This window comes from Brevundimonas sp. 'scallop', from assembly GCF_011045535.1.
GTDB classification, from domain to species: Bacteria; Pseudomonadota; Alphaproteobacteria; order Caulobacterales; family Caulobacteraceae; genus Brevundimonas; species Brevundimonas vesicularis.
Genome location: NZ_CP039382.1, coordinates 3,000,548 through 3,026,722, shown reverse-complemented (window position 1 = coordinate 3,026,722; position 26,175 = coordinate 3,000,548). Strand labels below are relative to the sequence as shown.

The window sequence follows — 26,175 nt, the reverse complement described above, 5'->3', positions numbered from 1 at the left end:
GGCCGCTACTTCGGCTTCTGCGCCGCCTTATAGGCCTGAAGCTCGTCGATCACGTCCATCTGGCGCAGCACCTTGTTCTGCGGATCGATCAGGACATGGGCGCCGGCCGCAACCGCGATCTGGCCCCGCCCGCCGGTCATGGCCACGGTTTGAACGCGCCCGTCGATCTCGACCTCCAGCGGCATGGGGAAGACGCCGCCGTCGCCCGTCGTCCACTCCAGCTTCAGCACATCGCCGTCGCGGGTCTGGGTCAGCATCGGCAGGGCGGCGTTGTAGAGATAGCCGCGGAAGAACCAGCCGTAGTCCCGGCCCGTAACATCGTTGATGATCGCGAGGAAGTCTCCAGTCGAACGATAAAGCGGCGCGAAGTTGCCTGGTCTGGGGTCGGCTCGCCCATAGACCAGACGCGTGACCGCATCGTGGAAGGCGGCGTCGCCGATCAACATCCGCAGCGAATGACTGATCAGCGATCCCTTGGAATAGATGTCATTGCCCGGCCCAACGTCGCCTTTGTAGACCTCGTCTTCGGTCTTGGGCGTGCCTGAGACGACGGGATATGTGTTGATCAAACCCTCGCGCTGATTGGCCAGTTCGCGCTGCATATAGCGGTCGCCCAGCAGCCAGCGGGCATAGAGCGGCTGCATGTATGACCCCAACCCCTCGTGCAGCCACATGTCGTCGGCGTTCTGATTGGTCAGCTGGTTGCCGAACCATTCGTGGGCGAACTCGTGCTGCAACAGCCAGTCGTAGCCCCGCCCGTCGATCTTGTAGCCGTTGCCGTAGGCGTTGATCGTCTGGTGCTCCATGCCCAGGTGCGGGGTCTCGACCACGCCCATCTTCTCGTCGCCGAAGGGGAAGGGGCCGACGGTGGCTTCGAAGAAGTCCAGCATCCTAGGGAACTGGGCGAACAGGCCCTGGACCTGTTCGGGGGTGTCCGATTTCAGATGCCAGTAGCGCATCGGGATCGTGTTGCCGAACCGGCTGGCGTATTCGCCCGACACCTCTTCGTACGGCCCGACGTTCAGGGCGATGGCGTATGTGTTGGGCGATTTCGCCGACCAGTTCCAGGTGGTCCAGCCGTCGCCGTGATCGACCTTGCCCAGGAAGCGGCCATTGGACGGCGCCGATAGGGCCGACGGGACGGTGATGTGCAGATCGACCCGGCCCGGTTCGCCGTGCGGGCTGTCGATGCAGGGCCAGAAAATGTCACAGCCCTCGCCCTGAACCGCCGTGGCGATCCATGGCTCGCCCGACGGCGCGGTGGACCAGACGAAGCCGCCGTCCCAAGGCGCACGGGGCGCCACGCGCGGCTGGCCGGCGTAGGCGACGCGCAGGGCTACCGACCGGCCCGTGGCCAACATGTGGGGCAGCTGCACCGTCAGCCGGCCTTCGGGGTTGGACCAGCGATCGACGGCGACCTCGACCCCGTCGATCTGGACCGAGGAGATGGTCAGCAGTGTGTCCAGTTCGACGACCAGAGCGGTCAGGGGCGCCTTGGCGGTGAAGTCCAGCACGGCGACCGCGTCGATGGCCTTGTCTTCGGGCAGGACCTTGATCGACAAATCGGCCTTGTCGAACTGCATCGCCTGCTGTTCCGGCGTCAGCGGCTGATCGGTGGCAAGAGTGAAGGCGGTCGATTCACGTGGCGTCGGCGTCGGCTGGGCCACGGTGGCGCAGGCCGACAGCGTCAGGGCGCTGGCTGCGGCCAAAAGCAAAATCTTGAAGCGCATGAAGCCGTCCCTCTCTGAGGCGACAGGCTAGCGCGAGCGGTCAATGGCGCAAAGAAAAAGGCCGGTGTTTCCACCGGCCTCTTCCAGAACTCTATGTCGCGGTCGCCGATCAGGCGGCGGCTTGTTCGGCCAGCTTGGCGCGAATCTGGCGCTTGATGCGCTGAGCGGCGATCGACAGCTGCTCGTCGCGGGCCTTGACGATGAAGACGTCCAGGCCGCCCTTGTAGTCCAGGGTGCGCAGCGCGGCGTTCGAGATGCGCAGGCTGAACGTCTGGCCCAGGGCTTCCGACGTGACCTTGACCGTCTTCAGCGACGGCAGGAAGCGGCGCTTGGTCTTGATGTTCGAGTGGCTCACATTGTGGCCGACCATGGGGCCGATACCGGTGAGTTCGCAACGACGCGACATCGTCAGATCCTTAAGGTGCGGCGTCCAGCCCGAGCGTGGGAGAGGACGCATGAAACAGTTGCGCGCGGGAACCAGCCCGCGCGAGAGGGGGCCGTATAAGGGAAGAGGCGGTTCGGCGTCAAGCCGAGTCTGGACCCATCGTCCCCGCGTCTCGTTCAGCCGTCATTCAAATGCCGCCCTGTATGGCCCATATGGTGACGACCTCAAAAGAGACCCAAGCAAAACAGAAGGCTTCCATGTCCCGTCCGTCCTTGATCGACCGCCTGCCCAAGCGCGCGCTCGCCGTCCTGGCCCCGGTGATGGCCGGCGGCTTCATGCTCGCCTCGCCCGCCATCGCCCCGGCCCAGACTGCGGCTCAGTCCGAAGTCCTGCCCGGCTATTGGGAATACACCACCAGCGCGGTGGGCCAGCGCGATACCGAGCAGAAGTGCGTGCGGCCCAGCGAGATCAACCGATTCTTCGGCGGCCTGTCGACCAACAAGTGGCGCTGCACCTATCCGACCCGCGTGGTCGGCAACGGCAACGCCCGCTTCGAGGGGACCTGCCAGGATCGCAAGGGCCGTCGCATCGCTGTCCGCCTGAACGGCACCTACACCGAAACCAGCTTCAGCTTCCGCGGCGGCGCCCAGATCGTGCGCGGCACCCCCTATATCCCCGCCAGCATCACGGCGCGCCGCATCAGCGCCCAGTGCCCGGCCAACGCCGAATACTTCTGACCCCGGCTCTGCGACGCATCAAAAAAGGCCCCGGATCGCTCCGGGGCCTTTTCTTTAGTCCGAGACTCGAAGCTTAGGCGGCTTCGGCGGTCGGGATCGGCTTTTTGGCGCTGAGCGACTTGGCGAGCAGCTCGACGGCGGCGTCCTTGTCGATCTTGTTGGCGGCGGCGACTTCGCGCGCCATGCGGTCCAGGGCCGATTCATAGAGCTGGCGCTCCGAATAGGACTGTTCCGGCTGGGTGTCGGCGCGGTGCAGATCGCGAACCACTTCGGCGATGGAGATCAGGTCGCCCGAGTTGATCTTGGCTTCGTATTCCTGGGCGCGACGCGACCACATGGTGCGCTTGATGCGCGCGCGGCCCTTCAGGGTGGTCAGGGCCTTCGTCACGACGTCGTCGGCGGCCAGCGAACGCAGGCCGGCCGTGACGGCCTTCTTGGTCGGGACGCGCAGGGTCATCTTCTCGTGGTCGAAGGTCACGACATAGACCTCCAGCGACATGCCCGCGACTTCCTGGGTCTCGATCGCCGCCACCTTGCCGACGCCGTGCGCCGGATAGACGACCGCGTCGCCAACCTTGAACTCCAGACCAGTCTTGCTCGTCATAATCGTCCTTTCCCGGTCAGGGCCGGGCGAAACGAAGGCGCAGGAAACGCAAACAGGATCTCATCCGCCGGATCGCTCCGTCGGAGGGGATGATGTTGGGCGTCAAAAGCGGAAACGGATCACCAAACCTCTGGCCGATCCCGTCTAGGGCGGGATTCTGTCGCAAACACGGGCGGCGCGAAGATTTCGCGGACCGCCCGATCCAATGAAACAGAACCTATCACAAATCTGCGGAATTTCAAAACGTCCACAGGGCGGACGTACAAATACGGCAAGGCTTGAGCGCCGCCAGTCGTTAAATCAGGAACCCTTGCCCGGCTTGGGGCTGAAGTATTTCTCGTATTTGCCGGTTTCGCGCTCGTACTGCTCGCGGTCGGCGGGGGGCGTGCCCTTGACGGTGATGTTCGGCCAGACCTTGGCGTATTCGGCGTTGACCTGAAGCCATTTGCCGTCGGGCTCGTCCTCGGTGTCCGGCACGATGGCGTCGACCGGGCATTCCGGTTCGCACACGCCGCAGTCGATGCATTCGTCCGGCGCGATCACCAGGAAGTTCTCGCCCTCGTAGAAGCAGTCCACCGGACACACCTCGACGCAGTCCATGAACTTACATTTCACGCAGGCGTCGGTGACGATGTAGGTCATTGGGCGAAAAACGGGTGTCGGTCTGTGGGCGGGAGGCCTGCGACATGGCGGCCACGCAACCAACTGTCAACAGCGCGGCTTAAGGCGAGAGCCATTCGCAGCGCCTTGACAGAACGGCGCCTAATCGCAACTGTATTGATTGCATATTCGCCCATCGACAGGAACTCCCCATGCGCACCCCCTTGATGAAATACGCCGTCGCCGGCGCGGCCGCCCTCAGCCTGGTCGCTGGCGGCGCGGTCGTGGCTCAGGCCGCTCTGACCAAGAACCCCGCCGAAGTCACCGCCGGGAACTACGATCTCGATTCCGGCCACGGCAAGATCACCTGGTCGGTCAATCACTTCGGCCTGTCGACCTATACCGGCCAGTTTGTGAACGTGAAGGCGGTGCTGAAGCTGGACCCGGCCAACCCCTCGGCCTCGACCCTGACCGCGACGGTTCCGCTGACCGACGTGGCGCCGAACGACGACCGTCTGAAGGCCCACCTGCAGACCGCCGACTTCTTCGACACCGCCCAATATCCGACCGCGACCTTCGTCTCGCGCTCGGTCACGGTCGACGCCGATGACGCCAACGAGGCGACCGTGGTCGGCGATCTGACCCTGAAGGGCGTGACCAAGCCCGTCACCATCGAGGTCGAGTTCAACGGCGCCGGAACCGTCATGGGCGCCTACAAGGCCGGCTTCGACGGCGAAGCGACCATCAAACGCTCGGGCTTCGGCATCAACTACGCCCTGCCGGCCGTCTCCGACGAGGTGAAGCTGCACATCGAAGGCGAGTTCGTCATTCAGAAGTAGGGCCTACCGCGCTGCGCGCGACTTGAGCCCGTTTAGACCGTAAGCGAATACAGGGCGCGGGCCTCCTCGGCCGGTCCGCGCCTTTCGCCCAGCGCCTCGACTTTCAGACTGGTGACGCGTCCGTTCTGGGCGAAGGTCAGCAGGTCGCCGACGTGAACGCATCGGCTGGGCTTGTCGAGCCGCGTCTCGCGCCCCTGATGCGTCAGCCGCACCGCCCCCCGCTCCACCAGATCGGCCGCCAGGCCGCGCGTCTTCACGAACCGCGCGCGCCACAGCCAGATGTCGATGCGACAGGCGTTCTCGTTCAAGCCTTCGCCTTTCGACGCGGACGACGACGCTTGGGCCGCGCCGGGGGCGCCTCCGTCAGGGCGGCGAGCGCAGCGAAGGGCGAGTCCTTGACGATCTTCGGCGCTGCGCCCGGCTTGTCGGGCAGGCGGGCGCGTTCGACCTTCAGGGCGGCGATGATCTGTTTGGCCTGATCGGCGCGCCAGCCCAGATCGGTCACGGCCTCGTCGGACAGCCGGCCGTGATTGGCGGCCCGCAGCTCGGCCATCTTCTCCAGCGTTTCGACCGGCGCCAGCCACCGTCCCGCCAATTGCAATCCGTGCGCGGACAACAGCCGCGCCGAGGGCGGCTCCACGGGCGCGGGGATCAGATCGGGCGTCGCCGGGATCAGCGGCGCGGCGACGAAGGCCTGGGCGAAATGGCGCGCGCGCGGCTTCTGAAGACCGGGCAGCCACACCGAATGCGCCCCGATGCGGATGGCGAAACTGCGCAGCGTACGGCGCTCCACCTGGCTCAGCGCAGCCAGATCGCGCTCGACCTCGCGCCGGTCGATCACGCCGCCGGCCTCGATCAGGCGAAAGGCGATGCCGCGCGGAAGGCCCTTCAATGTCCCCGACTCGACCGCCTGACGCAGCCGTCGCAGATCGCGCAGCGCACGGCCCGCTTCCGCCGCCAGCCACGCCTCGATCCGGCGCTGGGCGCGCTCGCGAGCGGGCGTCGGCCCCAGATCGCCCAGCAGGCGCACGGAAGGCGTAAACGGATCGACCCCTTGCGGCGTCGCATTGATCTGCGCCGTCAGCACGCCGCGCCACAGCACCGCCCCGTCCGGCGTGACCGAAAACCCGTCGTCGGTCTCGGCCGCCAGACGCCCCAGCCGTCGATTGATCTCGGGCGTCACCGCACGCACGGCCGCCTGACGCAGGGTGCGGTCTTCCAGGGCCGAAGAGCCCTTCTCCATGTGGAAGCGCACGCCCTCCAGCTGGCCGACGACCTGGCCTTCGACCGTGACCTCGCCGTCTTCGGCAACGCCTGCAAACGTGTCCTCGCGCACGTTCAGCGCCCGCATCAGGGCGGTGGTTCGTCGATCCACGAACCGGGCGGTCAGCCGCTCGTGCAGCACGTCGGACAGCCGGTCTTCCAGCGCGCGGGTCTTGTCGCGCCAGCCTTGCGCGTCGTGGACCCAGTCAGGCCGGTTGGCGATGTAGGACAGGGTGCGCACCGCCGACAGCCGCGCCGACAGCTGGTCGATCTGACCGTCGTCACGATCCACGAAGGCGAAGCGCGGCGCCATCCAGTCGTCGGTCAGCCGGCCGCGCTTGCCGGTCAGGGCGTGAAAGACGTCCTTGGCCAGCCGGGCGTGTTCATCCAGCGTCGTCTTCTGGAAGTCCGGCAACTGGCACGCCTCCCACAGACGCATGACCGCCCCGCGCGAGCGCCCGACGCGCGCGATCTCCTCGTCCTTGATCAGGCGACGCAGCAGTGTCTCATCCAGCGCCTCCGCCGTCAGGCTCAGCCCCGATCGCTGGGGCGTCACGGTCAGCGAGCGCAGCAGATCGGGCAGGGTGTCGAAATCCAGCCGGGCGTTCCGCCACTCCGCCGCCTCGATCGGATCGAATCGATGCTCGACCACCTGTTCGACCAAGTCGGGGTCCAGATCCTCAGCCTCGGCCGTGACGCCGAAGGTGCCGTCGCGCAGATGCCGGCCCGCCCGCCCGGCGATCTGGCCGATCTCATGGGCGTAAAGCCAGCGCGTGCGCCGCCCGTCGAACTTTCTAAGGCCCGCGAAGGCGACATGGTCCACATCCATGTTCAGCCCCATGCCGATGGCATCGGTGGCGACCAAGAAATCGACCTCGCCCGACTGATACAGCGCCACCTGGGCGTTGCGGGTGCGGGGGGACAGGCTGCCCATCACCACCGCCGCGCCGCCGCGCTGACGCCGGATCAACTCGCCGATGGCGTAGACGCGGTCGGTCGAGAAGGCGACGATGGCGCTGCGGCGCGGCAGGCGGGTCAGCTTCTTGGAGCCCGCATAGGACAGGGTGGACAACCGGTCGCGCGTCACGATCTCCACGTCCGGGACCAGGCGGCGGATCAATGGCTCCATGGTTCCTGCGCCCAGGAACATCGTCTCGAACCGGCCGCGCGCGTGCAGCAGCCGCTGGGTGAAGACGTGGCCGCGTTCGGGGTCGGCGACTAGCTGGATTTCGTCGATGGCCAGAAACTCGACCGATCGCTCCAGCGGCATGGCCTCGACGGTGCAGACGAAATAGTGCGGGCGCGGCGGGACGATCTTTTCCTCGCCTGTGATCAGCGCGACGGCCGCCGCGCCGCGCTGTTTGGCGATCCGCTCATAGATCTCGCGCGCCAGCAGGCGCAGCGGCAGGCCGATCATGCCCGAGGCGTGACCCAGCATCCGCTCGACCGCCAGATGGGTCTTGCCGGTGTTGGTGGGCCCCAGGACCGCAGTCACGCGGGACGGGGCGAGGCCTGCGGACCGGTCGCTCATGTCGCGACTAAGGTGGCGACGAATCTCTTCGGGCTCAAGCGTCGCCGGCGCGCATTCCGATCCGGACCAGGGTGGACAGGTTCGCGGCCTGCATTTTCGTCATCACCTTGGCGCGAAAGATTTCCACCGTACGCGGGCTGATCTCCAGCCGTTGGGCGATCTCCTTGTTGGAACAGCCGTCGATCAGGGCGTCGAACACCTGACGCTCGCGCGGGGTCAGGGTGTCCAGTCGGGCCTTGGCGTCCTCGCGCGCGATCCGCTCGGCCTCTAGACTGGTCAAGGAGGCCAGGCAACTGGAAACCGCGTCCAGCATTCGCTGCGGATCAAATGGCTTTTCGACGAAATCCACGACGCCCGCCTTCATCAACTGAACCGCCAGCGTCACCTCCCCATGACCCGTGATGACGATCACCGGCCAGGTGTCGCCACGCAGGGTTTTTAGACGCCCGACCAGCTCAGAACCCTGAAGCCCCGGCATCCGCACATCGGTGATGACGCAGGCGCTGCGGTCTTCGGGCAGATTGGTCAGGAAGTCGTCGGCGCTGAGGAAACTGCGCGCCCGATACCCCGCCCCGCGCAGCATCAGCACCAGGGCGTCGCGCATGGCAGGGTCGTCGTCGATGATGAAAACGGAGTGCGGGCTCATCAGATTTCGGACTCCGTGGGACGCGGCAAACGAAACGAAAAGGTCGCTCCACCCTGAGAACTTCGGCTGACGACCAGGGTCGCGCCATGGCTCTCGACGATTGAACGCGTGACCGACAGCCCCAGACCCATGCCGCCGGCCTTGGTCGTCGCCATCGGATGAAAAATGCTGTCGATTCGGTCTTCGGGGATGCCGTCGCCATTGTCGCACACCGCGATCTCATAGCCGTCCGCGCCCAGCGTCCGGCCGGTCACCGTCACGCGCGCGCCTTCGCGTCCGATGACGGCGTCCACGGCGTTGCGCACCAGATTGGCCAGCGCCTGCTGAATTTGAATGCGGTCGGCCAGAACCTGATCGTCGTTCTCTTCCACATCCAGAGCGATCGTCGTGTCGGTGTCCTGTCCCGTCAGGGCGAAGACCGGCGCCAGGTCCAGGACGATCAGCGAGGCGCGCTCTTCGGTGAAGGACCGCGAACCTGTCGCGACCTGTTCGCGCATGCGCCGGATGATGTCGCCTGCGCGCAGCAACTGGGTCTTGGCCAGGTCGATGGTCTTGGCCGGCTCTTCCGCGACCGTTCCCAGCCGGGTCAGTTCGGCCTGGCCGGCATGCAGATAAACGGTGGCGGCGGTCAGCGGTTGGTTCAGTTCGTGGGCCAGAGTCGCGGCCATTTCGCCCATCGAGTTCAAACGCCAGACGCTGCTGAGCTTGTCGTTCAGGTCACGCTCGCCCTTGCGGATCGTCTCGGCCTGACTTTGATCGCCCAGCGTCAGGACGATGTGTTCGGGGGCGATGTCGTCGGGCAGGACATTGGCGTGAAGCGTCAGCGGCGGCCCAGGCTTGTCTATATTCCCGCTCGTCCAGGGGCCGGAGGACGGGCCCAGCACCTCGCCGCCCTGACGGGCCTTTTCCAGAGCGGCGTCGTCGAAGCCGGGCAGCAGCGATGCGAAAGGCTGCGCCATCGCCGTCTCTCGATCCACACGCAGAAGATCGGCGGCGGCCGGGGTCACGCGGCGCGTGCGTCCTTCACGGTCCAGGGTCACGATCGGCGTCGTGGCCACGATGGTGTCGAGCAGCATCTCGCGCAGCGCCAGATCGCGCGTCAGGGCGCGGGCCTGTTCCAACGAGTCGATCAGCCGACGACAGACCTCGGCGATGACCCAGGCGATGACCGCGAAAAGCGCGGCGTTGGTCGCCGCATCCAGCACGCTTTCGCGATGCACCAGCCACAGGTTGGCCCCGATGGCCAACAGGATCGACAGCACGACCGCGCCCCTTTGCGCGAGCAGAGCCGTAACAATCACCGCCGGAACCAGCGGCAGATAATAGAAGTTTCCAAACGGTTCGAGCGCGCTGCGAACCAGCGTCGCCACAAGAACAGCCAGACACGCGATCAAGACCCCGCTCCACCATGTCCTGGACCTGAAGATCATGTCTTCGTACTGTTCCTGGGCTGCTGGATATATTTCACCGGAGTATGAATGGGGATGCGAAAACTCGCCAGACCTCAAGCTGGCGGGCCTCGCCGCTTTTCTGACAACTTTCGTATAGGCTCATTTCGACTACGTGAACATACGTATTCGCTCAAATTCGGTTTGGAGTGACCCGCATCCCTACCGATGCCGCGGCTTGGACGCTGGGCGAGCCACCTATGGGTTACGCAATCCTACATACGGTCCGGTTCAGATTTAATATTAATCATCGCCTCATCCTTGGGCTTCAGAATGCAGAAGCTTCAGGGATCATCATGTTTCGTTCGTCAGCCTTCTTTGTTGTCGCGGCAGTAGGCCTCGCAGCACCGATCACCTCCCAGGCCCAATCGTTCGGCCTCGATGTCGGTGTCGCCAGCCAGTATGTCGGCAAAGGGCTGGGCAAGAGCAATCAGGACGTTGCGCCTTTCGCCAAGGCGGAAGCCAGCTTCGGCGAAGGCTACGTCAGCGTCTTCGTCTCTGACGCCGCCGGATCTCAAGGCTACGACATGGAAATCGTCAGCATGGTCGGTTGGCGACCCAAGGCGGGCGGTTTCACCTTCGATCTGGGGGTCATGAGTCGCGACCTGCCAGGGTCGCGCGCCGGCGTAGACAAAAACTACTGGGAATATCAGGCGGACGCTTCACGCAAGCTGGGCCCCGTGGCGACGCGCCTGCGCGTCAACTATTCGCCCGACGGCTTTGCGGCGACGAAAGAGGCCTGGTGGCTGGAGCTTCAAGGCACGGTCTCCGTCGCCGCCAAGACAAAGATTTCGGCCGCCGTCGCCAACCGCATGGCCGACGGCGGTGTCGATTACAACGCCTGGAATGTCGGCGCCAAACAGAAGCTGACCGACGCCTTTGCCGTCGATCTGCGCTGGTACGACACCGACCGCCACAGCGCAGGCGAGCCCTATGAGGGTCGCCTCGTCGCCGCCGCCACCTATTCGTTCTGAGTTACCGATCCACCGGGGGATGCTGAGTTGAAGTTGATTGAAAATATGCCCGTCGGCCGCAAGCTGTTCGCGGCCTTTGGTCTCGTTTTGGCGGCGATCGCCGTCATGGGCGTCGTCGTTGTAACCAGCCTGCTCCAGTTGGAGAAGGCCGGCGAAGTCCGCACGGTGGAAAACCAGGCCAACCGCACCACCGCTACGGCCGAGTTTTACATGGCCCGCCAGGAGAACGCCTTCCGCGGCTACCTCCTGTCTCAGGATCCCTATTATATAGAACGCGTCGATGCGCACCGCGCCAAGTTCCTGGCGGCCATGGATGAGCTACGCGGCGAACTGCCGGCCGATCGCGCCGCCTTGGTCGACAAGGCGGTCGAGGCCAATGCGACCTGGTACAAGAATGTCGTCGAAACCGGTTCGGCGATGGTGCGCGATGGTCGCGCAGCCCAGGCCGTTCAGATGGTCGGGCGTAACGGAACCGCCGACAACTACGTCGCCCCCGTCGAAGAGGCGGTGGATCAGATCAAGGCCGCCAATGAAGTCGCCCGCGAGGCCTCGACCGAGGCCCAGGACGCCGCCAGCCGCACCGCGCTGATCGCTACGATCGTGGGCCTTATCTCGGCCCTAGTGATCGCCGTGATTGCGGGCTTCGTCGCCACGCGGTCCATCGTGCGCCCGATATTCACGATGATCGGCTATATGCAAAAACTGATGTCCGGCGATACCGACATCAAGGTCGCCAGCGCCGAGCGCAAGGATGAGTTCGGCAAGATGGGTCAGGCCATCGTGGCCTTCCGCGACGCCGCGATCGAAAAGGTCCGCGTCGAACGGGAGGCGATCGCCAACCGGTCCATGAGCGAGCAGGAACGCGCTGAACGCGAGGCTGAGAAGGCGCGTGAGGCCGCCGAGGACGCCCAGGCCATCGGCGCCCTGGGCCAGGGTCTTTCCGCCATGTCGAACGGCGACCTGACCTACCGGATCGAGATCGACTTCAACCCCAAGACCGCGCAGCTGAAGGCCGACTTCAACGCCGCCATCTCCCAGCTGCAGCAGGCCGTCTCGGTCGTGGTCAACAACGTCTCGGGCATCCGCTCGGGCGCCGGCGAAATCTCGCAGGCCGCCGACGACCTGTCGCGCCGCACTGAACAGCAGGCCGCCTCGCTGGAGGAAACGGCTGCGGCCCTGGATGAAATCACCGCCACGGTGAACAAGACCGCCTCGGGCGCCCGCCAAGCCTCGGACGTGGTTCAGGCCGCGCGCGGCGACGCCGAGAAGAGCGGCGTGATCGTTCGCGACGCCGTCCAGGCCATGACCGCCATCGAAAGCTCGTCCACCCAGATCAATCAGATCATCGGCGTCATCGACGAGATCGCCTTCCAGACCAACCTTTTGGCCCTGAATGCGGGCGTCGAGGCCGCGCGTGCGGGCGAAGCCGGTCGCGGCTTTGCGGTGGTCGCCTCCGAAGTTCGCGCCCTGGCCCAGCGTTCGGCCGAAGCCGCCAAGGAGATCAAGACCCTGATCTCGGCCTCGACGGGTCAGGTCGGCTCGGGCGTCAAATTGGTCGGCGAGACCGGCGAGGCGCTGCAACGGATCGTGGACCGCGTCGCCGAGATCGACAGCCTGGTCACCGAAATCGCCGCCTCGGCCCAGGAACAGGCCGTCGGTCTGGCCCAGGTCAACACCGCCGTGAACCAGATGGACCAGGTCACCCAGCAGAACGCGGCCATGGTCGAGCAATCGACCGCCGCCAGCCATTCGCTGGCCCAGGAGGCGGAAAGCCTGCAAGCCTCGGTCGCCCAGTTCCGCGTCGGGGCCTCGTCGCCGCGCGCCGCTGCGCCCACGCCGGTTCGCACGCCTGTGCCCGTCGCCAAGCCCGCTCCTCGCTCCAGTCACATGGTCGCTGCGCTGAAAACCATCGGCCGGGGCGGCGCTGCGCCCAGGCCTCAAGTCACCGCCGCCGAAGACGGTTGGGAGGAATTCTGATGACCGAAACCGTGATCCTGTCCGACGTGCTGGACCTGAATGCGGCCGAGCCTCTGAAGGCCGAACTGCTGGCCCTGCGCGGTCATCCGGTGGTCCTGGACGCCTCTGCGGTTCAGCGCCTGGGCGGCCTGTGCCTTCAGATCCTGCTGTCGGCGCGAAAGACGTGGGCGGCCGACGGCGTCAACCTAAGTTTAGGGTCTGTGTCCCAATATTGGACGGAACAATGGGCGGCCTATGGCGCGCCGGACTTCAACACCGAGGGGGCGTTGGCATGACCAAGACCGTTCTGACGATCGACGATTCACGCACCATGCGCGACATGCTGCTGATGGCGCTGGAAGACGCGGGCTATACCGTGATCCAGGCCGTGGACGGCGTGGACGGTCTGGAGACCCTGGCGTCCAAGGGCGCCGATGTCATCATCACCGACATCAACATGCCGCGCATGGACGGCTTCGGCGTCATCGAGGGCGTCCGCGCCGATCCGAACCACCGCACGACCCCGGTGCTGGTGCTGACGACCGAGAGCGACGTCGAGAAGAAGGCGCGCGCCCGCGCCGCCGGCGCCACCGGCTGGATCGTCAAGCCGTTCGACCCCGCAAAGCTGGTGGACGCCGTCCGCCGCGTCGCCGCCTGACCGCCTGAAGCCCGCCGGACCCCGACCTAATGGACGCCTTCGAAGCCATCAAAGCCACCTTCTTCCAGGAATGCGACGAACTGCTCGCGGACCTGGAAGCCAAGCTGATGCTGCTTGAACAGGGTCAGACCGACCTGGAGACGATCAACGCCGTCTTCCGCGCCGTCCATTCGGTCAAGGGCGGGGCAGGGGCCTTCGGTCTGGAGGCCCTGGTCCGGTTCGCCCACGTCTTCGAGACCCTGATGGACGAACTGCGCGCGGGCCGTAAGCCGTGCGACGCCATCACCATCAAGACCCTGTTGCGCGCCTCCGACGTATTGGCCGATCACATTCAGGCCGCGCAAGGGTTGATCCCGCCGGTGGACGAGGCGCGGTCCGCCGCCCTGGTCGCCGAAATGCAGGTCCTGACCCACGGCGGCGAGGCGCCGGTCGAGGTCGAGGAAGACGAAGATGACTTCGGCTTCACACCCATGGCCTTCGACATGGCGCTGGACGAGCCTGCGCCCCTGCCCATCGCCGACCTGGGCGCCGACGCCCCGTCGGTCGGCTGGCGCATCGTGTTCAAGCCGATGGGCCGGATGTACGTCAACGCCAACGAGACCAGCCTGCTGCTGCGCGAACTGGGCCGCCTCGGCCCGGTCACGGTCGTCGTGGACGACAGCGAGACGCCGACGCTGGACGCGCTGTCGATCGAGGACGGCTGCCTGACCTGGACGGTCGATCTGGCCGCCGCCGTCGACGAGGCGGCCGTGCGCGAGGTCTTCGACTTTGTCGAAAGCGACTGCGATCTGACCATCACGCCCCTGGGCGCCGGCGGCGCAACCGACATCGTCGCGTTCGACGACGAACCGGCCGCCGTCCTGCCCGCCAGCGACGATCTGGACATCGCCGCCCTGCTTGCCAAGGCCGCTGGCGCCGCCGCCGAGCCGGCGGCCGAGGTCGTGCCCTTCGCTCCCCTGGAGTTGGAGCCCGCGCCGGCCCCGATCGCGGCTGCACCTGCCGTGGAGCCGGCGGCTGCCCCTGTCGCCGCACCCGTGGCGGCGACGCCCGCGCCGGCTTCCGCCCCTGTCGCGCCCGCGCCGGTGACGATCCGTGTCGATCTGGACCGCGTGGATCGCCTGATCAACGTCGTCGGCGAACTCGTCATCCAGCAGGCCATGCTGTCGCAGCGCGTCCTGGAAAGCGGCCTTGCCCGGTCGTCCGGCATCGCGCTGGGCCTCGAAGATCTGGAGCTGCTGACCCGCGAGATCCAGGACAGCGTCATGGCCATCCGCGCCCAGCCGGTGAAGTCGGTGTTCCAGCGTATGCCCCGTCTGGTCCGCGAAGTCGCCGACATGGTCTCCAAACAGGTTCGCCTGGTCACGGCCGGCGAGGACACCGAGGTCGACAAGACCGTGGTCGAACGCTTGGCCGAGCCCATAACCCATATGCTGCGCAACGCCATCGACCACGGGCTGGAAACGCCCGAGGAGCGCGTCGCCGTCGGCAAGCCGGCCGAGGGCACCGTGCGTCTCGCGGCCCTGCACCGCTCGGGTCGGATCGTCATCGAAATCTCCGACGACGGCCGCGGCATCAACCGCGAACGGGTCAAGAAGATCGCCGTCGATAAGGGTCTGATCGCCGCCGACGCGCCCCTGACCGACGAACAGATCGACAATCTGATCTTCGCGCCGGGCTTCTCCACCGCCGCCGTCGTGTCCGACATCTCGGGCCGGGGCGTGGGCATGGACGTGGTCAAACGCTCGATCCAGGCTCTGGGCGGCCGCATCTCCATCAGCTCGGTGCCGGGCAAGGGCTCGACCTTCACCCTCAGCCTGCCGCTGACGCTGGCGGTGCTGGACGGCATGGTCGTCACCGCCGCTGAACAGACGCTAATCGCGCCGCTGCCGGCCATCGTCGAGAGCCTGACCCCGCAGGCCGTCGACCTGCACTTCGTCGGCGGCGTGGATCCCGTCATCCGCTTCCGCGATCGTTTCCTGCCGCTGATCGACGTGGCCCTGATCATGGGCTTCCGCGAACGGCCGATGAACCCTACCGAAGGCGTCGCCGTGGTCGTCGAAACCGAAGGCGGTCAGCAGGCGGCCCTTCTGTTCGACGCCATTCAGGGCCAGCGCCAGGTGGTCATCAAGAGCCTGGAAACCAACTACCAGCAGGTCGAGGGCGTCGCCGCCGCCACCATCCTGGGCGACGGGCGCGTGGCCCTGATCCTGGATGTCGACGTGCTGGTCACCGACATGCGCCGCAAATCCGTCCGTCCCGACTTCAAGCTCGCGAGCTGAACCATGACCGAAGCCAAAGATCTCCAGCGTGAACTGATCGCCTTCCGCATCGGCAGTCAGGAATTCTGCGTCGATATCATGTCGGTGCGCGAAATCCGCGGCTGGACGCCGGCGACGCCTCTGCCCCGCTCGCCGGGCTATATGAAGGGCGTCATCAACCTGCGCGGCACGGTCCTGCCGATCATCGACCTGGGCGCGCGCTTCGGCCTGACGACCTCGGAACCGACGGCGCGCCACGTCATCATGGTGGCCCACATTGGCGGCCGCATGGTCGGCCTGCTGGTCGACGCCGTGTCCGACATCCTGCAGATGAGCGAGGCCTCGGTCCAGCCTACGCCCGACGTCGCCAGCGATCAGGTCAAGACCTTCGTCAAGGGCATCTTCTCGATCGACGGCCGCATGATCAGCCTGATCGAACTGGATTACATCCTGCCGCAAGTCGAGGCCGAAGCCGCATGACCGCCGCCGCCGGCCGGGGATCGATCGTCGAAGGCGAGTTCGTCTTCACCGCCGAGGATTTCCGCCATATAGCCCAGATGCTGCACGCCCACGCGGGCATCGCCCTGAACGAGGGCAAGGCCGCGTTGGTCTATTCGCGCCTGGCCAAGCGCCTGCGCACCCTGGGTCTGACCAGCTTCCGCGACTACTGCGCCCTGGTCGAGGGCGTGGATGGCGTCGACGAGCGTCAGAAGATGACGGCGGCCCTGACCACCAACGTCACGCGCTTCTATCGCGAACCGCACCATTTCGACGACCTGCGCGACCGGGTCATGCCCGAACTGGCGGCGCGCGCCCGCGCCGGCGGCCGGGTCCGTCTGTGGTCGGCGGCCTGCTCGAACGGGCAGGAGCCCTATTCGATGGCCCTGACCGTGCTTCAGGCCCTGCCCGAAGCGGCCGAGCTGGATGTGCGTATCCTGGCCACCGACATCGATCCCAACATGGTCGCCCAGGGCCATGACGGCGTCTATTCCGAAGAGGCGCTGGAGCCCGCGCCCGTCACCCTGTGGCGCAAATATTTCGACCGCGCCGATCGCGGCCAGTGGGTCGCGGGCGCGCAGCTGAAGCGTCTGGTCAGCTTCAAGGAGCTGAACCTGATCGGCGACTGGCCGATGAAGGGCAAGTTCGACGTCATCTTCTGCCGCAACGTCGTCATCTACTTCGACGACGCGACCCAGGAGCGGGTGTGGAAGCGGTTCACTCCGCTGATGAACCCCGGCGCGACCCTCTACATCGGTCATTCCGAACGCGTCTCCGGCCCGGCGACAAGCCAGCTTCAGACCGCCGGCCTGACGACCTATCGCCTGGGTGGCGCATGAGCCCCGTCCGCGTCCTCGTCGTCGACGACAGCCTGACCATGCGCGGGCTGATCTCGGCCGCCCTGAAGTCGGATCCTGAGATCGAGGTCGTCGGCACCGCCGCCGATCCCATCGAGGCGCGCGCCGCGATCAAGGCCCTGAACCCCGACGTTCTCACCCTGGATGTCGAGATGCCCAATATGAACGGGCTGGAGTTCTTGGAAAAAATCATGCGGCTGCGGCCCATGCCGGTGGTCATGGTCTCGACCCTGACGGCGGCGGGCACGGACGTGACCCTGGCCGCGCTGGAAATCGGCGCCGTGGACGCGGTGGCCAAGCCGGCGGTCGCCAGCGTCGATGCCTTCCACGACCTGATCGGCAAGGTGAAGACCGCCGCCCGGTCGCGCGTCCGCGCCCGCGGCGACACGCCCGCCGCCGCCGAGGCGCCGCGCGCCTATCACGCCGACCCCAATCAGATTCTCGCCATCGGTTCGTCCACTGGGGGGGTCGAGGCTCTGCTGACGGTGCTCAGCGGCTTCCCGCTGGATTGCCCGGCGACCGTCATCACCCAGCATATGCCGGCGACCTTCACCGCCAGCTTCGCCGCCCGCCTGGACCGCGTCTGCGCCCCGACCGTGACTGAGGCGGTGGACGGCGCCCCGCTGAAGCCGGGCCACATCTATCTGGCCCCCGGCGGCGCAACCCATCTTGAGGTGTCCGGCGGCCTGACACCCCGGTGCCGCCTGATCGCCAGTGATCCCGTCAACGGCCACCGTCCGTCGGTCGATGTGATGTTCGAATCCGTCGCCCGGCTGAAGCGTCCGATGACCGGCGTCATCCTGACCGGCATGGGCCGTGACGGCGCCAAGGGCCTGCTGACCATGCGCCAGGCCGGCGGCCGCACCCTGGGCCAGGACGAGGCGACCTGCGTCGTCTACGGCATGCCCAAGGCCGCCTATGAAATCGGCGCCGTGGAGCGGCAGTTGCCGTTGCACCGCCTGTCCCCCGCCATTCTCGAACTGTGCGCCGATCCGGCCGCGCGGTCTGTCGCCTAATCGGGAGCGTAACCTATGCCCGCCGCCGCCTCACTTCACTGCCTGGTCGTCGACGATCAGATGACGATGCGTTCGCTGGTCCGCACCAGCCTGCAACAGCTCGGCGTGCGCGAGATCCGCGAGGCCGCCGACGGCGAGATTGCCCTGCGCGAGATCGTGTCCAAGCCCGCGCACCTGATCATCTCCGACTACAATATGCCGAACCTGGACGGTCTGGGCCTTCTGCGCGCCGTGCGCGCCCACCCGCCGACCTCCAAGACCGCCTTCATCATGCTGACGGGCCGCGCCGACCGCGAGCTGGTCCAGCGCGCGGTGCAGTTCGGCGTAAACAACTACCTGGTCAAGCCTTTCACCGTCGCTCAGCTGAAGGGCAAGCTGGAAGCCGTTTTCGGTCCCCTGACATGAGTTTCGCCGCCCTGAAGGACACGGTCGAAAAGCGCGTTCACGTCGGTCAGGGCGAGCATTTCATCACGTCCGATCCCAATGTCGTGCTCAGCACCATCCTGGGGTCCTGCGTCGCCATGTGCGTGCGCGATCCGCTGGCGGGCGTCGGCGGCATGAACCACTTCCTGCTGCCCGAAGGCTCGGGCGCAGGCACCGATGCGGGGCGTCGCTACGGCGCCTATGCGATGGAGCTTCTGATCAACGACATGCTCAAGGCCGGCGCCCGTCGCGATCGGCTGGAGGCCAAGCTGTTCGGCGGCGGCCGCATGTTCGACAGCCTGCGCGACGTGGGACGCAGCAACGCCGACTTCGCCGAGAAATTCCTGCGCGACGAAGGCATTCCCGTCGTCGGCGGCAGCCTGCGCGGCGACGGCGGACGGCGCCTGCACTACTGGCCCGTCACAGGCCGCGCCCTGCAGCGCGCCGTCACCGACGTCGTCGCCCCCAAACCCGTGCCCGTCATGGCTCCGGTCGATACCGGCGCCTTGGAACTGTTCTGAGCATGAGCGCCCCTCCCGAACACGCCGATCTGCTGGCCGCCGTCGCCGACGAGCTGATGCTGGTGCGCGAAGGCATCGACGGGATCGAGGCCCTGGTCAGCGATCTGGTCCGCCGCGCCCCGCCCGAGGAACGTCCCAACGCCCTGACCCAGGCCCAGGCCCTGGACGCCCTGACCCAGCGTCTCGAGGCTCTGTCCGGCGTCCTGCGCATGCTGGGCGGCGGCGCCAGCCCGTCCGAGGCCGTCAGCCGCCTGTCGCTGGCCGACATGGCCGGCCGCCTTCGTCCCGCCGCCGGCGAGCATCGCCCGCAATCGAACGCCGACGCCGGCGACCTCATGCTGTTCTGACGCCATGGCCAAGAGCGATCGGGTCAATCTGGCGCACACGACGGTCCTTCTGATCGACGACCAGCCCACGTCGCTGGATATGCTGGGTTCCATCGTCCAGGGCTTCGGCTGCAAGGAGCAGATCAAGTGCGCCTCGGCCCAGGCGGCCGTCGAACTGCTGGCGCGCCGCTCGGTCGATCTGATTTTGATCGACTGCATCATGCCGGACATGGACGGCTATGACTTCGTGCGCTGGCTGCGGCGCGACGCCCCCACGCCGACCCGCTATGTGCCCGTCATCATGATCCTCGGCCACGCTTCCCAGGCCAAGGTCCAGCAGGGCCGCGACTGCGGCGCCAGCTTCATCGTCGCCAAACCCCTGTCGCCGTCCCTGCTGCTGAAACGGATCATCTGGCTGGGCGGCGAGGACCGGGATTTCGTCGAGGCCGAACACTACATCGGGCCCGACCGCAGGGTGCGCAACTATGGGCCGCCCCCCGGCACCGACGGCCGCCGCTCAAGCGACCTGTCCGGCGATCTGGGCGAGGCGGTCGAGGAAAACATGGATCAGGACGACATCGACATGCTGATGAAGCCGATGAAGGTCAGCCTGTGACCGAGCCAGCCGCCGCGCCCAAGACGCCCACCGTCCGCCGCGTCCACACCTCGCTCCAGCGTCAGATGGCGCGGCCCGGCGGTCGTCTGATCGTCGAGGCCGAGTCGCGCGCCAACCAGGCGCTGGATGAACAGCGCGACCACGTCTTCACCCTGTTGACGGCCAATGTCGACGCCATCGAGGCCCTGTGCGCGACCCGCCCGCAGGATGCTCCGGCCCAAATCTACGCCTTCGCCTCCGCCATGGTCGACATGGCCGGCTATCTGGACGTCCCGACCTTCTTCGAGGCCGCCTTCAGCCTGTGCGAGATCGCCGACCGGATGAAGAGCGCCGGCAGCTGGTCTTGGCCCTCGGTCGAGGTTCACGTCCGCGCGCTCCGCCTGACCCTGGCCGCCCAGGGCCAGACCAGCGCCGATTCCGACCGCCTCCTGGAGGGCCTGCGCGCCCTGACCGCTCACGTTCCGCCCGTCGGTTAACGGCCGTTCCGTTCTCGCGGAACAAGGGCGAAACGAATCAGGACCGAATCGATGACATCGCCCGTTTCGTCCTTTGTTCACCGCGATATCTTGTAGGTTAAGACCCCTTAACCACAAACGCTCACCACCGCAGTCGACCGACCGCCGCCCGACTTTTTCGTCGCCCCGACTTCCCCCCGCCGCCCCGACCCGCTACGGCGTCAGGCGTGGCCCCGTAGCTCAGCTGCATAGAGCAAGGCTTTCCTAAAGCCGAGGTCGCAGGTTGGAGTCCTGCCGGGGTCGCCATCGCACTGTCGGGTGCCTAATCGTCGAGGGGCAGCTCGCTCTCGAATGGAATCCGGTCAATCGCCTCCCACGGGCCGTCCAGGTAGCGCCAGACGAGCAGGCCTTCAGCGAGAATGTCGAACGGCTCGAACTCCAGCTGAAGCTGCTCAAGCAGCTGTTTGGCGTCTGCGGGCTCGACCTTGTTCTGGATCGTGATGTGCGGTCGGAACGGGGCCTGGTCCTGGCGGGTTAGCCAGGGCGAAAAGGCCTCCGCGAGTTGTCTACGCAGTCGGTCCAGATCGGCGGACGCCAGGCGGTAGGCCACGCCACGCCCCAGGGGCCACGGGCCGCGCACATCGAGGCGGATGGGCGCCTGGCGTCGGCACGCCGACTTCAGCGTCTCCAACACGAAGTCTTCCTGCGCGCCAGGGAGGGCGTGGAACAGGGTCAGATGGGCCGGGACGACGTTGCGGTGGCGGGGAAAGTGCGCCTGACGCAAGCCGTCGAACCAGTCGAAGGCGCAGTCGTCCAGGGCTGCGGTGATGATGAGCGGCGCCGGGTCTGCCACGCTCAAGCCTACCGCCGGGCCAAGCCGCGCCGCCAGGCTTGGGCGGCCGCGCGATGGAGCGTCGCGTGGCGGCGCGCGAGACGATCAATGTCGTGATCGTATCCACCGCCGATGACGCCGACGAGCGGCGCAACCGCCAGACAGGCTTCAAGCACATAGGCGTCGCGCTCAGCCAATCCCTCGTCGCTCAGCGACAGCCGCCCCAGCCGGTCGCTTTCGTGCGGATCGACGCCTGCGATGTAGAAGACGAGATCCGGCGCAACGCGTTGAAGCAGGTCGGGCAGAACGGCTTTGAGCCTGGCGACATAGGCTGCGTCGCCTGTTTCGTCGGGCAGGTCGATATCCAGATCGCTGGGCCCCCTGCGCACCGGAAAGTTCTTTTCGCCATGCATTGAGAAGGTGAAGACGCGGGGCTCGTGCTCGAAGATGAAGGCGGTTCCATCGCCCTGATGGACGTCCAGATCGACCACAAGGACCTGTCCGACTTCGCCATTATCGATCAGGGCTCGAGCCGCGACGCCGATGTCGTTGAAGACGCAGAAGCCTGCGCCGCCCATGGGGCCCGCATGATGGCTGCCGCCAGCCGTGTTGCAGGCGAGGCCATGGCGAAGGGCGAGACGGGCCGCCGTCAGCGTGCCGCCGACGGCGGCCTGCGTGCGTTCGACGACGCTTTGGGTGATGGGTAGGCCGATGACCCGTTCGACCTTCGGCGGAACGCGGGTGTTCAGTACCTGGCGCACATAATCAGGATCATGCACGGCGGCGAGCAGGGAATAATCCGCAGGTTCGGGCTCCCACAGCCCCTCCGGTCCGATCAGCCCTTCCTCTCTCAGCACCTCCACCAAGCGCGCATACTTCTGCATCGGAAAGCGATGACCCGATGGCAGTTCGGCGCTGTAGGCCGGGTGATAGACGATCGGAGGGAGGGGGCCTGGTTCAGACATGGGTTCCGCAGACAACGCGCCGGCCTTTATGAGGCTGCATCGGAAAAGACAGTCGAACCCTCTCGTCGAAGGGCTCAGTCCGCCAGCCGATAGCCCACGCCCGGTTCGGTCACGAGAACAACGGGCTGGGCCGGATCGGCCTCGAGCTTGTGCCGGAGCTGGCCGACGACGACGCGCAGATACTGGACGTCGTCGGCGTGGCCGGCGCCCCAGATGGTCTTGAGCAGGTCGGCGTGGCCGAGGACCTTGCCGGCGTTGCGGGCGAGGTAGGCCAGGACGTCGTATTCCTTGGGGCGAAGCTTCACCCGCTCGCCAGCGCGGGTGACGACGCGGCGGTCCAGATCGATGACGACATCGCTGGCCGTGACCACCCCGCCCGCGACCGGCGTCAGCGCGCCCTGACGCAGGCCCGCCCGGATGCGCGCCAGCAGTTCGCCGACGCCGAACGGCTTTTCGACATAGTCGTTGGCGCCCAGGTCCAGGGCCGTGATCTTCTCGGCCTCGCGGTCGCGGGCGGACAGGACGATGATCGGCCCCTGATAGAAGTCGCGCGCCCGCGTCAGAACGTCCTTGCCGTCCATGTCGGGCAGGCCGAGGTCCAGAACCACGGCATCGGGGCTCCACAGGGCGATGGCGCGCAGCCCTTCCTGACCGCTATCGGCGCGGCGGGGTTCATAGCCGGCGGCGTCCAGGGCGGGGGCCAGGAAGCGGTGGATCTGGGGTTCGTCATCGATGACCAGAACCTGGGGGCGAACGGCGGACATCAGAGCAGATCCGGGTGGGTGGCGATAGACTTGGGCAAACTGATCAGGATGCGGGTGCCGCGTTTGCCGTCGGCGTCGTCCTGGATCGGGCTGGCGGCGGCGATGCGGCCGCGCATGGCCTCGACGAAACCCTTGGAGATGGCGAGGCCGAGGCCTGCGCCTTTCGCGCGATCCGTAGACTCCTCCATGCGGCGGAACTTGTCGAACACCCGTTCCAGCTCGGCGGTGGGGATGCCGCGTCCCTCGTCCTCGATGGAGATGACGACCGCGCCGCGATCCTCATAGGCCGCCAGTTCGATGGTCGTGCCATCGGGGCTGTAGGCGATGGCGTTTTCCAGGATGTTGACCACGGCCTGTTCCAGCAGGCCCGGATCGGCCTCGACCATGCTGAGCTGGGCCGGAAAGTCGCGCGTGACCTTGCGCTGGCCCAGGCGGCGCGACACCCGGTCGGCGGCGGCGTTCAGGATGTCGCGCACATCGGTCCAGTCTGTGCGCACGTTCAGCCCGCCGCCCTCCAGCCGGGTCATGTCCAAGAGGTCGCCGACATAGCGCGACAGGCGTTCGGCCTCCTCGCGGATGCTGAGCAGCAGGTCATCGCGGACCTCGGGCTTCAGGGTCGCGCCATAGTCGATCAGGGTCGTCGCCGAGCCCAGGACGGTGGACAGGGGCGTGCGCAGGTCGTGGCTGACCGAGTTCATCAAGGCCGCGCGGAAACGGTCGGCGCGACGCAGGGTTTCGGTCTCCAGCGCCTGACCGGCCAGGTCGGCACGCTCAAGCGCCACGGCGCCCTGGTCCAGCAGGGCCATGGCCAGGCGTTCCTCGTCCGAGCCCGCCGCCACGGCCGAGGCGTCGACGCCCGCCACGCCGGCCCGGCCGCGCACGCCCTGCAAGGGCTGAAACCGCCAGTGGGTCTGCGGCAGGGTGCCCGTGCCGTGGCCCGTCACCTCGCCGTGGGTCCAGGCCCAGCGGGCGGCGGCCATGGCGTCGGGGGCCAGGGTCACGCCCTCGGGACTGGCCGCCGTCAGAACGATGTCCTCGCCGTCGGGCAGCAGGACGACGGCGCCCGCGCCGGCGGCGGCCGAGGCCTGTTCAGCCAGACTGCGGGCCGTGGTCGCGCGATCCTGGCCCGCCGACAGGGTCTGACTGGCGGCCAGCAGGGCCGAGACGGCGGCGGCGCGCCGCTGGGCGGCCCTGGCCTGTTCGCGCACCCGCCCCGCCAGGGCGCCTGTGCCCAGGGCCACGCCCCAGAAAAGGACCAAGGTCAGGAAATCGGTCGGCGAACCGATCAGGAAGCTGTAGCGCGGCTGAAGGAACAGAAAGTTGTAGGTCAAAAAGGCCAGGGTCGCCGCCGCCAGCGCAGGCCGCAGACCATTCAGCACCCCCGCCGCCACCACCGCCGCCAGATAAATGACGCCCAGATCGACCCGCTCGAACCGGGTATCGAGCAAAAGAGCCGCCCCCGTCGCCGCCAGGACGAACCCCGCGCCGGCCGGATAGCCGCGCCAGTCCAGCGCGGCCCTGACGCCCGACTTGGACGCCGGTTCGGGCGCGGTCAGGTCGCCCTCGGTCACGACATGGACGGCGACGCCCTGGGCCTTGCGCAGAAGCTCAGTCGCCAGCGCCCGGCCGGTCCATTCGGCGAAACGCCCGCCGCGCGTCTTGCCGATGACGATCTGGGTGACGTTGTTGCGGTGGGCGTGGTCCAGAACGGCGCGCACCACGTCGTCGCCGCTGATCGTCACCGGGCGTCCGCCCAGCTGTTCGGCCAGTTTGAAAGCCTCGGACAATCGTCCCGCCGAGCGGGCGTCGGCGCGCGATCCGCTGGGCCGTTCGACGTGGGCCACAGACCAGGGGGCGTCCATCATCATGTCCGACATCCGCCGACCGGTCCGCACCAGCGAGGCGGTCATGGCGTCGCCGCCGACCAAGACCAGGATCCGCTCGTTCGCCGCCCACGGCCCTGATACGCCCCGCTCGCGCAGGTGGGTCAGCAACTGGTCGTCGACCGTCTGGGCCGCGCGTCGCAGGGCCAGTTCGCGCAGCGCCGTCAGGTTTTCGATTTTGAAGAAGTTCTCGGACGCCACCCGCGCCGTCTCGGGCACATAGACCTTGCCTTCAGCTAGACGCACCCGCAGGTCTTCGGGCGTGATGTCGATGACCTCGATGTCGTCGGCGCCGGTCAGGGCGCTGTCGGGCACCGCCTCGCGCTGGCGCACGCCGGTGATGCGCAGAATGACGTCGGACAGGCTTTCCAGATGCTGGATGTTCAGCGTGGTCCAGACGTCGATGCCCGCGTCGCGCAGCTCCTCCACATCCTGCCAGCGCTTGGGATGGCGCGAACCCGGCGCGTTGGAGTGGGCGTATTCGTCGACCAGCAACAGTTCGGGCCGTCGCGCCAGGGCGCCGTCGAGGTCGAACTCCATCAAGGCGCGGTCGCGGTGTTCAATGGGCGCGCGCGGCATGACGTCGAGCCCGCGCAGCAGGCTCATCGTTTCCTTGCGGCCGTGGGTCTCGACCACGCCGACGACGACGTCCAGCCCCTCGGCCTTTCGACGGCGTGCGGCGCGCAGCATCTCATAGGTCTTGCCCACGCCGGGCGACATGCCCAGAAACACCTTCAGCCGCCCGCGCTTACGGCGCGGAGCGGCTGAAGTCGCGGGCGTTGCGGGCGCCGTTTCGGGCAATCAGCCCTCCGCCCCGAAGCGGGCGTCCAGCGCGCGGTTGGTCAGCAGGACATTGACGTGCGGCTGGCCGATGAAGCCCAGGAAGGCCCCCTCGATATGCGCCTCGATGATGCTCTGGACCTGTTGCACGGGAACGCCTCTGGCGCGGGCGATCCGCGCGGCCTGAAGCCGAGCGTAGGCCGGGGACACGTCCGGGTCGAGGCCCGAACCCGAGGTCGTCACCGCATCGGCGGGGATGACGCCGGGGCCGTCCTCGGCGCGGATCGCCTGGGCGCTTTCGGCGACGCGGGCGATCAGGTCCGGGTTCAGCGGCCCCATGTTGGAGCCGGACGAGGCGGCGGCGTCATAGCCGTCGCCTGCCGCCGCCGGGCGCGGATGCAGATAGGTCGCGCTGACGAAAGGCTGGCCGATCAGGGACGAACCGACGACCTTGCCGCCGGCGTCGCGCACCAGGCTGCCGTTAGCCTGATCCGGGAAGGCGACCTGGGCGATGCCGGTGACGGCCAGCGGATAGGCCAGGCCCAGCAGCAGGGTGAACAGGGCCGTCATGACGAGGGCCGGGCGAAGTTGGTTGACCATGGCCGTCGCC

28 protein-coding genes and 1 tRNA gene are annotated in these 26,175 nt (G+C 67.0%); 16 read left to right on the top strand and 13 right to left on the bottom strand.

Going from position 1 to position 26,175, the window contains the following annotated elements; genetic code table 11:
• Positions 1–5: 5 nt before the first annotated feature.
• Positions 6–1,730 carry a M1 family metallopeptidase gene (locus tag E4341_RS15280; RefSeq protein ID WP_165118415.1) on the bottom strand — a complete coding sequence of 575 codons (1,725 nt, stop codon included), beginning with the start codon at positions 1,728–1,730 and terminating at the stop codon, positions 6–8.
• A 109-nt stretch (positions 1,731–1,839) separates the two neighbouring features.
• Positions 1,840–2,136, bottom strand: coding sequence for a 50S ribosomal protein L28 (rpmB, locus tag E4341_RS15275; RefSeq protein ID WP_026108540.1), 297 nt, complete (start codon positions 2,134–2,136; stop codon positions 1,840–1,842).
• Between the two features lie 236 nt (positions 2,137–2,372).
• Here rpmB and E4341_RS15270 point away from each other — a divergent pair, with 236 nt between their 5' ends.
• Entirely contained in the window at positions 2,373–2,852 is a 480-nt protein-coding gene (locus E4341_RS15270; RefSeq protein WP_038294089.1) for a DUF3617 family protein, read from the top strand.
• Positions 2,853–2,925: 73 nt separating this feature from the next.
• Here the strand turns inward: E4341_RS15270 and E4341_RS15265 are convergent, their stop codons facing one another.
• Together E4341_RS15265 and fdxA are read right to left on the bottom strand one after the other, a co-directional pair.
• The gene (locus E4341_RS15265) at positions 2,926–3,456 is read right to left on the bottom strand and encodes a CarD family transcriptional regulator (RefSeq protein WP_055753908.1); all 531 of its coding nucleotides are present in this window, start codon (positions 3,454–3,456) and stop codon (positions 2,926–2,928) included.
• A gap of 300 nt (positions 3,457–3,756) precedes the next feature.
• Entirely contained in the window at positions 3,757–4,098 is a 342-nt protein-coding gene (gene fdxA / locus E4341_RS15260; RefSeq protein WP_017505910.1) for a ferredoxin FdxA, read from the bottom strand.
• A 170-nt stretch (positions 4,099–4,268) separates the two neighbouring features.
• Between fdxA and E4341_RS15255 the strand changes: the two genes are divergently transcribed.
• The gene (locus E4341_RS15255) at positions 4,269–4,895 is read left to right on the top strand and encodes a YceI family protein (protein ID WP_205751326.1); all 627 of its coding nucleotides are present in this window, start codon (positions 4,269–4,271) and stop codon (positions 4,893–4,895) included.
• 32 nt (positions 4,896–4,927) lie between these two features.
• On the opposite strand, the gene E4341_RS15250 is transcribed toward E4341_RS15255, so the two are convergent.
• From E4341_RS15250 to E4341_RS15235, 4 genes are read right to left on the bottom strand one after another with little or no spacing between them, the layout of a single operon-like run.
• Entirely contained in the window at positions 4,928–5,203 is a 276-nt protein-coding gene (locus tag E4341_RS15250; protein ID WP_165118413.1) for an RNA-binding S4 domain-containing protein, read from the bottom strand.
• Complete coding sequence (locus tag E4341_RS15245; protein WP_165118411.1) at positions 5,200–7,689, bottom strand: helicase-related protein; 2,490 nt, start codon at positions 7,687–7,689, stop codon at positions 5,200–5,202. Before E4341_RS15245 ends, E4341_RS15250 begins: the two co-directional genes overlap by 4 nt.
• A 34-nt stretch (positions 7,690–7,723) precedes the next feature.
• Positions 7,724–8,335, bottom strand: a complete 612-nt coding sequence (locus E4341_RS15240) for a response regulator transcription factor (protein WP_091750122.1) — start codon at positions 8,333–8,335, stop codon at positions 7,724–7,726.
• On the bottom strand, positions 8,335–9,765 hold the full coding sequence (locus E4341_RS15235) for a nitrogen regulation protein NR(II) (RefSeq protein ID WP_205751325.1): 1,431 nt from the start codon (positions 9,763–9,765) through the stop codon (positions 8,335–8,337). The genes E4341_RS15240 and E4341_RS15235 overlap by 1 nt, the downstream gene beginning before the upstream one ends.
• 314 nt (positions 9,766–10,079) lie before the next feature.
• Between E4341_RS15235 and E4341_RS15230 the strand changes: the two genes are divergently transcribed.
• The 14 genes from E4341_RS15230 to E4341_RS15165 all read left to right on the top strand — a co-directional run bounded on the left by E4341_RS15230 (position 10,080) and on the right by E4341_RS15165 (position 20,647).
• A complete protein-coding gene (locus E4341_RS15230; protein WP_165118409.1) occupies positions 10,080–10,757 on the top strand; it encodes a TorF family putative porin in 678 nt (225 codons plus the stop codon).
• Positions 10,758–10,802: 45 nt separating this feature from the next.
• Positions 10,803–12,734 carry a methyl-accepting chemotaxis protein gene (locus tag E4341_RS15225; RefSeq protein ID WP_165118825.1) on the top strand — a complete coding sequence of 644 codons (1,932 nt, stop codon included), beginning with the start codon at positions 10,803–10,805 and terminating at the stop codon, positions 12,732–12,734.
• Entirely contained in the window at positions 12,734–13,009 is a 276-nt protein-coding gene (locus tag E4341_RS15220; RefSeq protein ID WP_165118407.1) for an STAS domain-containing protein, read from the top strand. The genes E4341_RS15225 and E4341_RS15220 overlap by 1 nt, the downstream gene beginning before the upstream one ends.
• Complete coding sequence (locus tag E4341_RS15215; protein WP_039246220.1) at positions 13,006–13,371, top strand: response regulator; 366 nt, start codon at positions 13,006–13,008, stop codon at positions 13,369–13,371. Before E4341_RS15220 ends, E4341_RS15215 begins: the two co-directional genes overlap by 4 nt.
• 29 nt (positions 13,372–13,400) lie before the next feature.
• Positions 13,401–15,650, top strand: coding sequence for a chemotaxis protein CheA (locus tag E4341_RS15210; protein ID WP_165118405.1), 2,250 nt, complete (start codon positions 13,401–13,403; stop codon positions 15,648–15,650).
• Positions 15,651–15,653: 3 nt separating this feature from the next.
• Entirely contained in the window at positions 15,654–16,109 is a 456-nt protein-coding gene (locus E4341_RS15205) for a chemotaxis protein CheW (protein WP_039246217.1), read from the top strand.
• Positions 16,106–16,966, top strand: a complete 861-nt coding sequence (locus E4341_RS15200) for a protein-glutamate O-methyltransferase CheR (RefSeq protein ID WP_045811562.1) — start codon at positions 16,106–16,108, stop codon at positions 16,964–16,966. The genes E4341_RS15205 and E4341_RS15200 overlap by 4 nt, the downstream gene beginning before the upstream one ends.
• Entirely contained in the window at positions 16,963–18,000 is a 1,038-nt protein-coding gene (locus E4341_RS15195; RefSeq protein ID WP_153923350.1) for a chemotaxis response regulator protein-glutamate methylesterase, read from the top strand. Before E4341_RS15200 ends, E4341_RS15195 begins: the two co-directional genes overlap by 4 nt.
• A gap of 15 nt (positions 18,001–18,015) precedes the next feature.
• A complete protein-coding gene (locus E4341_RS15190) occupies positions 18,016–18,405 on the top strand; it encodes a response regulator (RefSeq protein ID WP_039246211.1) in 390 nt (129 codons plus the stop codon).
• Positions 18,402–18,944, top strand: coding sequence for a chemotaxis protein CheD (locus tag E4341_RS15185; protein WP_055753918.1), 543 nt, complete (start codon positions 18,402–18,404; stop codon positions 18,942–18,944). Before E4341_RS15190 ends, E4341_RS15185 begins: the two co-directional genes overlap by 4 nt.
• Positions 18,945–18,946: 2 nt before the next feature.
• Complete coding sequence (locus tag E4341_RS15180; protein WP_045811565.1) at positions 18,947–19,291, top strand: hypothetical protein; 345 nt, start codon at positions 18,947–18,949, stop codon at positions 19,289–19,291.
• A 4-nt stretch (positions 19,292–19,295) separates the two neighbouring features.
• Entirely contained in the window at positions 19,296–19,886 is a 591-nt protein-coding gene (locus E4341_RS15175; RefSeq protein ID WP_055753919.1) for a response regulator, read from the top strand.
• A complete protein-coding gene (locus tag E4341_RS15170) occupies positions 19,883–20,362 on the top strand; it encodes a hypothetical protein (protein ID WP_066554321.1) in 480 nt (159 codons plus the stop codon). Before E4341_RS15175 ends, E4341_RS15170 begins: the two co-directional genes overlap by 4 nt.
• Before the next feature lie 208 nt (positions 20,363–20,570).
• Positions 20,571–20,647: transfer RNA gene (locus E4341_RS15165), tRNA-Arg, on the top strand.
• A gap of 16 nt (positions 20,648–20,663) precedes the next feature.
• On the opposite strand, the gene E4341_RS15160 is transcribed toward E4341_RS15165, so the two are convergent.
• From E4341_RS15160 to kdpC, 5 genes are all read right to left on the bottom strand, one after another.
• A complete protein-coding gene (locus E4341_RS15160) occupies positions 20,664–21,194 on the bottom strand; it encodes a 2'-5' RNA ligase family protein (RefSeq protein ID WP_165118823.1) in 531 nt (176 codons plus the stop codon).
• An 8-nt stretch (positions 21,195–21,202) separates the two neighbouring features.
• The gene (locus tag E4341_RS15155; RefSeq protein ID WP_165118403.1) at positions 21,203–22,138 is read right to left on the bottom strand and encodes a histone deacetylase; all 936 of its coding nucleotides are present in this window, start codon (positions 22,136–22,138) and stop codon (positions 21,203–21,205) included.
• Positions 22,139–22,212: 74 nt separating this feature from the next.
• Positions 22,213–22,902, bottom strand: a complete 690-nt coding sequence (locus E4341_RS15150; protein WP_165118401.1) for a response regulator — start codon at positions 22,900–22,902, stop codon at positions 22,213–22,215.
• Positions 22,902–25,586, bottom strand: coding sequence for a sensor histidine kinase KdpD (locus E4341_RS15145; RefSeq protein WP_165118399.1), 2,685 nt, complete (start codon positions 25,584–25,586; stop codon positions 22,902–22,904). The genes E4341_RS15150 and E4341_RS15145 overlap by 1 nt, the downstream gene beginning before the upstream one ends.
• Entirely contained in the window at positions 25,587–26,165 is a 579-nt protein-coding gene (gene kdpC, locus E4341_RS15140; protein WP_165118397.1) for a K(+)-transporting ATPase subunit C, read from the bottom strand. It abuts the gene before it with no gap.
• Between the last annotated feature and the right edge of the window lie 10 nt (positions 26,166–26,175).

Excerpts from the sequence above, each read along its gene's own strand:
- E4341_RS15265 (WP_055753908.1), bottom strand. The coding sequence starts at position 3,456 with ATGACGAGCAAGACTGGTCTGGAGTTCAAGGTTGGCGACGCGGTCGTC.
- E4341_RS15180 (WP_045811565.1), top strand. The coding sequence starts at position 18,947 with ATGAGCGCCCCTCCCGAACACGCCGATCTGCTGGCCGCCGTCGCCGAC.
- E4341_RS15185 (WP_055753918.1), top strand. The coding sequence starts at position 18,402 with ATGAGTTTCGCCGCCCTGAAGGACACGGTCGAAAAGCGCGTTCACGTC.
- E4341_RS15220 (WP_165118407.1), top strand. The coding sequence starts at position 12,734 with ATGACCGAAACCGTGATCCTGTCCGACGTGCTGGACCTGAATGCGGCC.
- E4341_RS15225 (WP_165118825.1), top strand. The coding sequence starts at position 10,803 with ATGCCCGTCGGCCGCAAGCTGTTCGCGGCCTTTGGTCTCGTTTTGGCG.
- fdxA (WP_017505910.1), bottom strand. The coding sequence starts at position 4,098 with ATGACCTACATCGTCACCGACGCCTGCGTGAAATGTAAGTTCATGGAC.
- E4341_RS15240 (WP_091750122.1), bottom strand. The coding sequence starts at position 8,335 with ATGAGCCCGCACTCCGTTTTCATCATCGACGACGACCCTGCCATGCGC.
- E4341_RS15200 (WP_045811562.1), top strand. The coding sequence starts at position 16,106 with ATGACCGCCGCCGCCGGCCGGGGATCGATCGTCGAAGGCGAGTTCGTC.
- E4341_RS15280 (WP_165118415.1), bottom strand. The coding sequence starts at position 1,730 with ATGCGCTTCAAGATTTTGCTTTTGGCCGCAGCCAGCGCCCTGACGCTG.
- kdpC (WP_165118397.1), bottom strand. The coding sequence starts at position 26,165 with ATGGTCAACCAACTTCGCCCGGCCCTCGTCATGACGGCCCTGTTCACC.
- E4341_RS15155 (WP_165118403.1), bottom strand. The coding sequence starts at position 22,138 with ATGTCTGAACCAGGCCCCCTCCCTCCGATCGTCTATCACCCGGCCTAC.
- E4341_RS15190 (WP_039246211.1), top strand. The coding sequence starts at position 18,016 with ATGCCCGCCGCCGCCTCACTTCACTGCCTGGTCGTCGACGATCAGATG.
- rpmB (WP_026108540.1), bottom strand. The coding sequence starts at position 2,136 with ATGTCGCGTCGTTGCGAACTCACCGGTATCGGCCCCATGGTCGGCCAC.
- E4341_RS15255 (WP_205751326.1), top strand. The coding sequence starts at position 4,269 with ATGCGCACCCCCTTGATGAAATACGCCGTCGCCGGCGCGGCCGCCCTC.
- E4341_RS15210 (WP_165118405.1), top strand. The coding sequence starts at position 13,401 with ATGGACGCCTTCGAAGCCATCAAAGCCACCTTCTTCCAGGAATGCGAC.
- E4341_RS15175 (WP_055753919.1), top strand. The coding sequence starts at position 19,296 with ATGGCCAAGAGCGATCGGGTCAATCTGGCGCACACGACGGTCCTTCTG.
- E4341_RS15215 (WP_039246220.1), top strand. The coding sequence starts at position 13,006 with ATGACCAAGACCGTTCTGACGATCGACGATTCACGCACCATGCGCGAC.
- E4341_RS15270 (WP_038294089.1), top strand. The coding sequence starts at position 2,373 with ATGTCCCGTCCGTCCTTGATCGACCGCCTGCCCAAGCGCGCGCTCGCC.
- E4341_RS15195 (WP_153923350.1), top strand. The coding sequence starts at position 16,963 with ATGAGCCCCGTCCGCGTCCTCGTCGTCGACGACAGCCTGACCATGCGC.
- E4341_RS15205 (WP_039246217.1), top strand. The coding sequence starts at position 15,654 with ATGACCGAAGCCAAAGATCTCCAGCGTGAACTGATCGCCTTCCGCATC.
- E4341_RS15245 (WP_165118411.1), bottom strand. The coding sequence starts at position 7,689 with ATGAGCGACCGGTCCGCAGGCCTCGCCCCGTCCCGCGTGACTGCGGTC.
- E4341_RS15150 (WP_165118401.1), bottom strand. The coding sequence starts at position 22,902 with ATGTCCGCCGTTCGCCCCCAGGTTCTGGTCATCGATGACGAACCCCAG.
- E4341_RS15235 (WP_205751325.1), bottom strand. The coding sequence starts at position 9,765 with ATGATCTTCAGGTCCAGGACATGGTGGAGCGGGGTCTTGATCGCGTGT.
- E4341_RS15230 (WP_165118409.1), top strand. The coding sequence starts at position 10,080 with ATGTTTCGTTCGTCAGCCTTCTTTGTTGTCGCGGCAGTAGGCCTCGCA.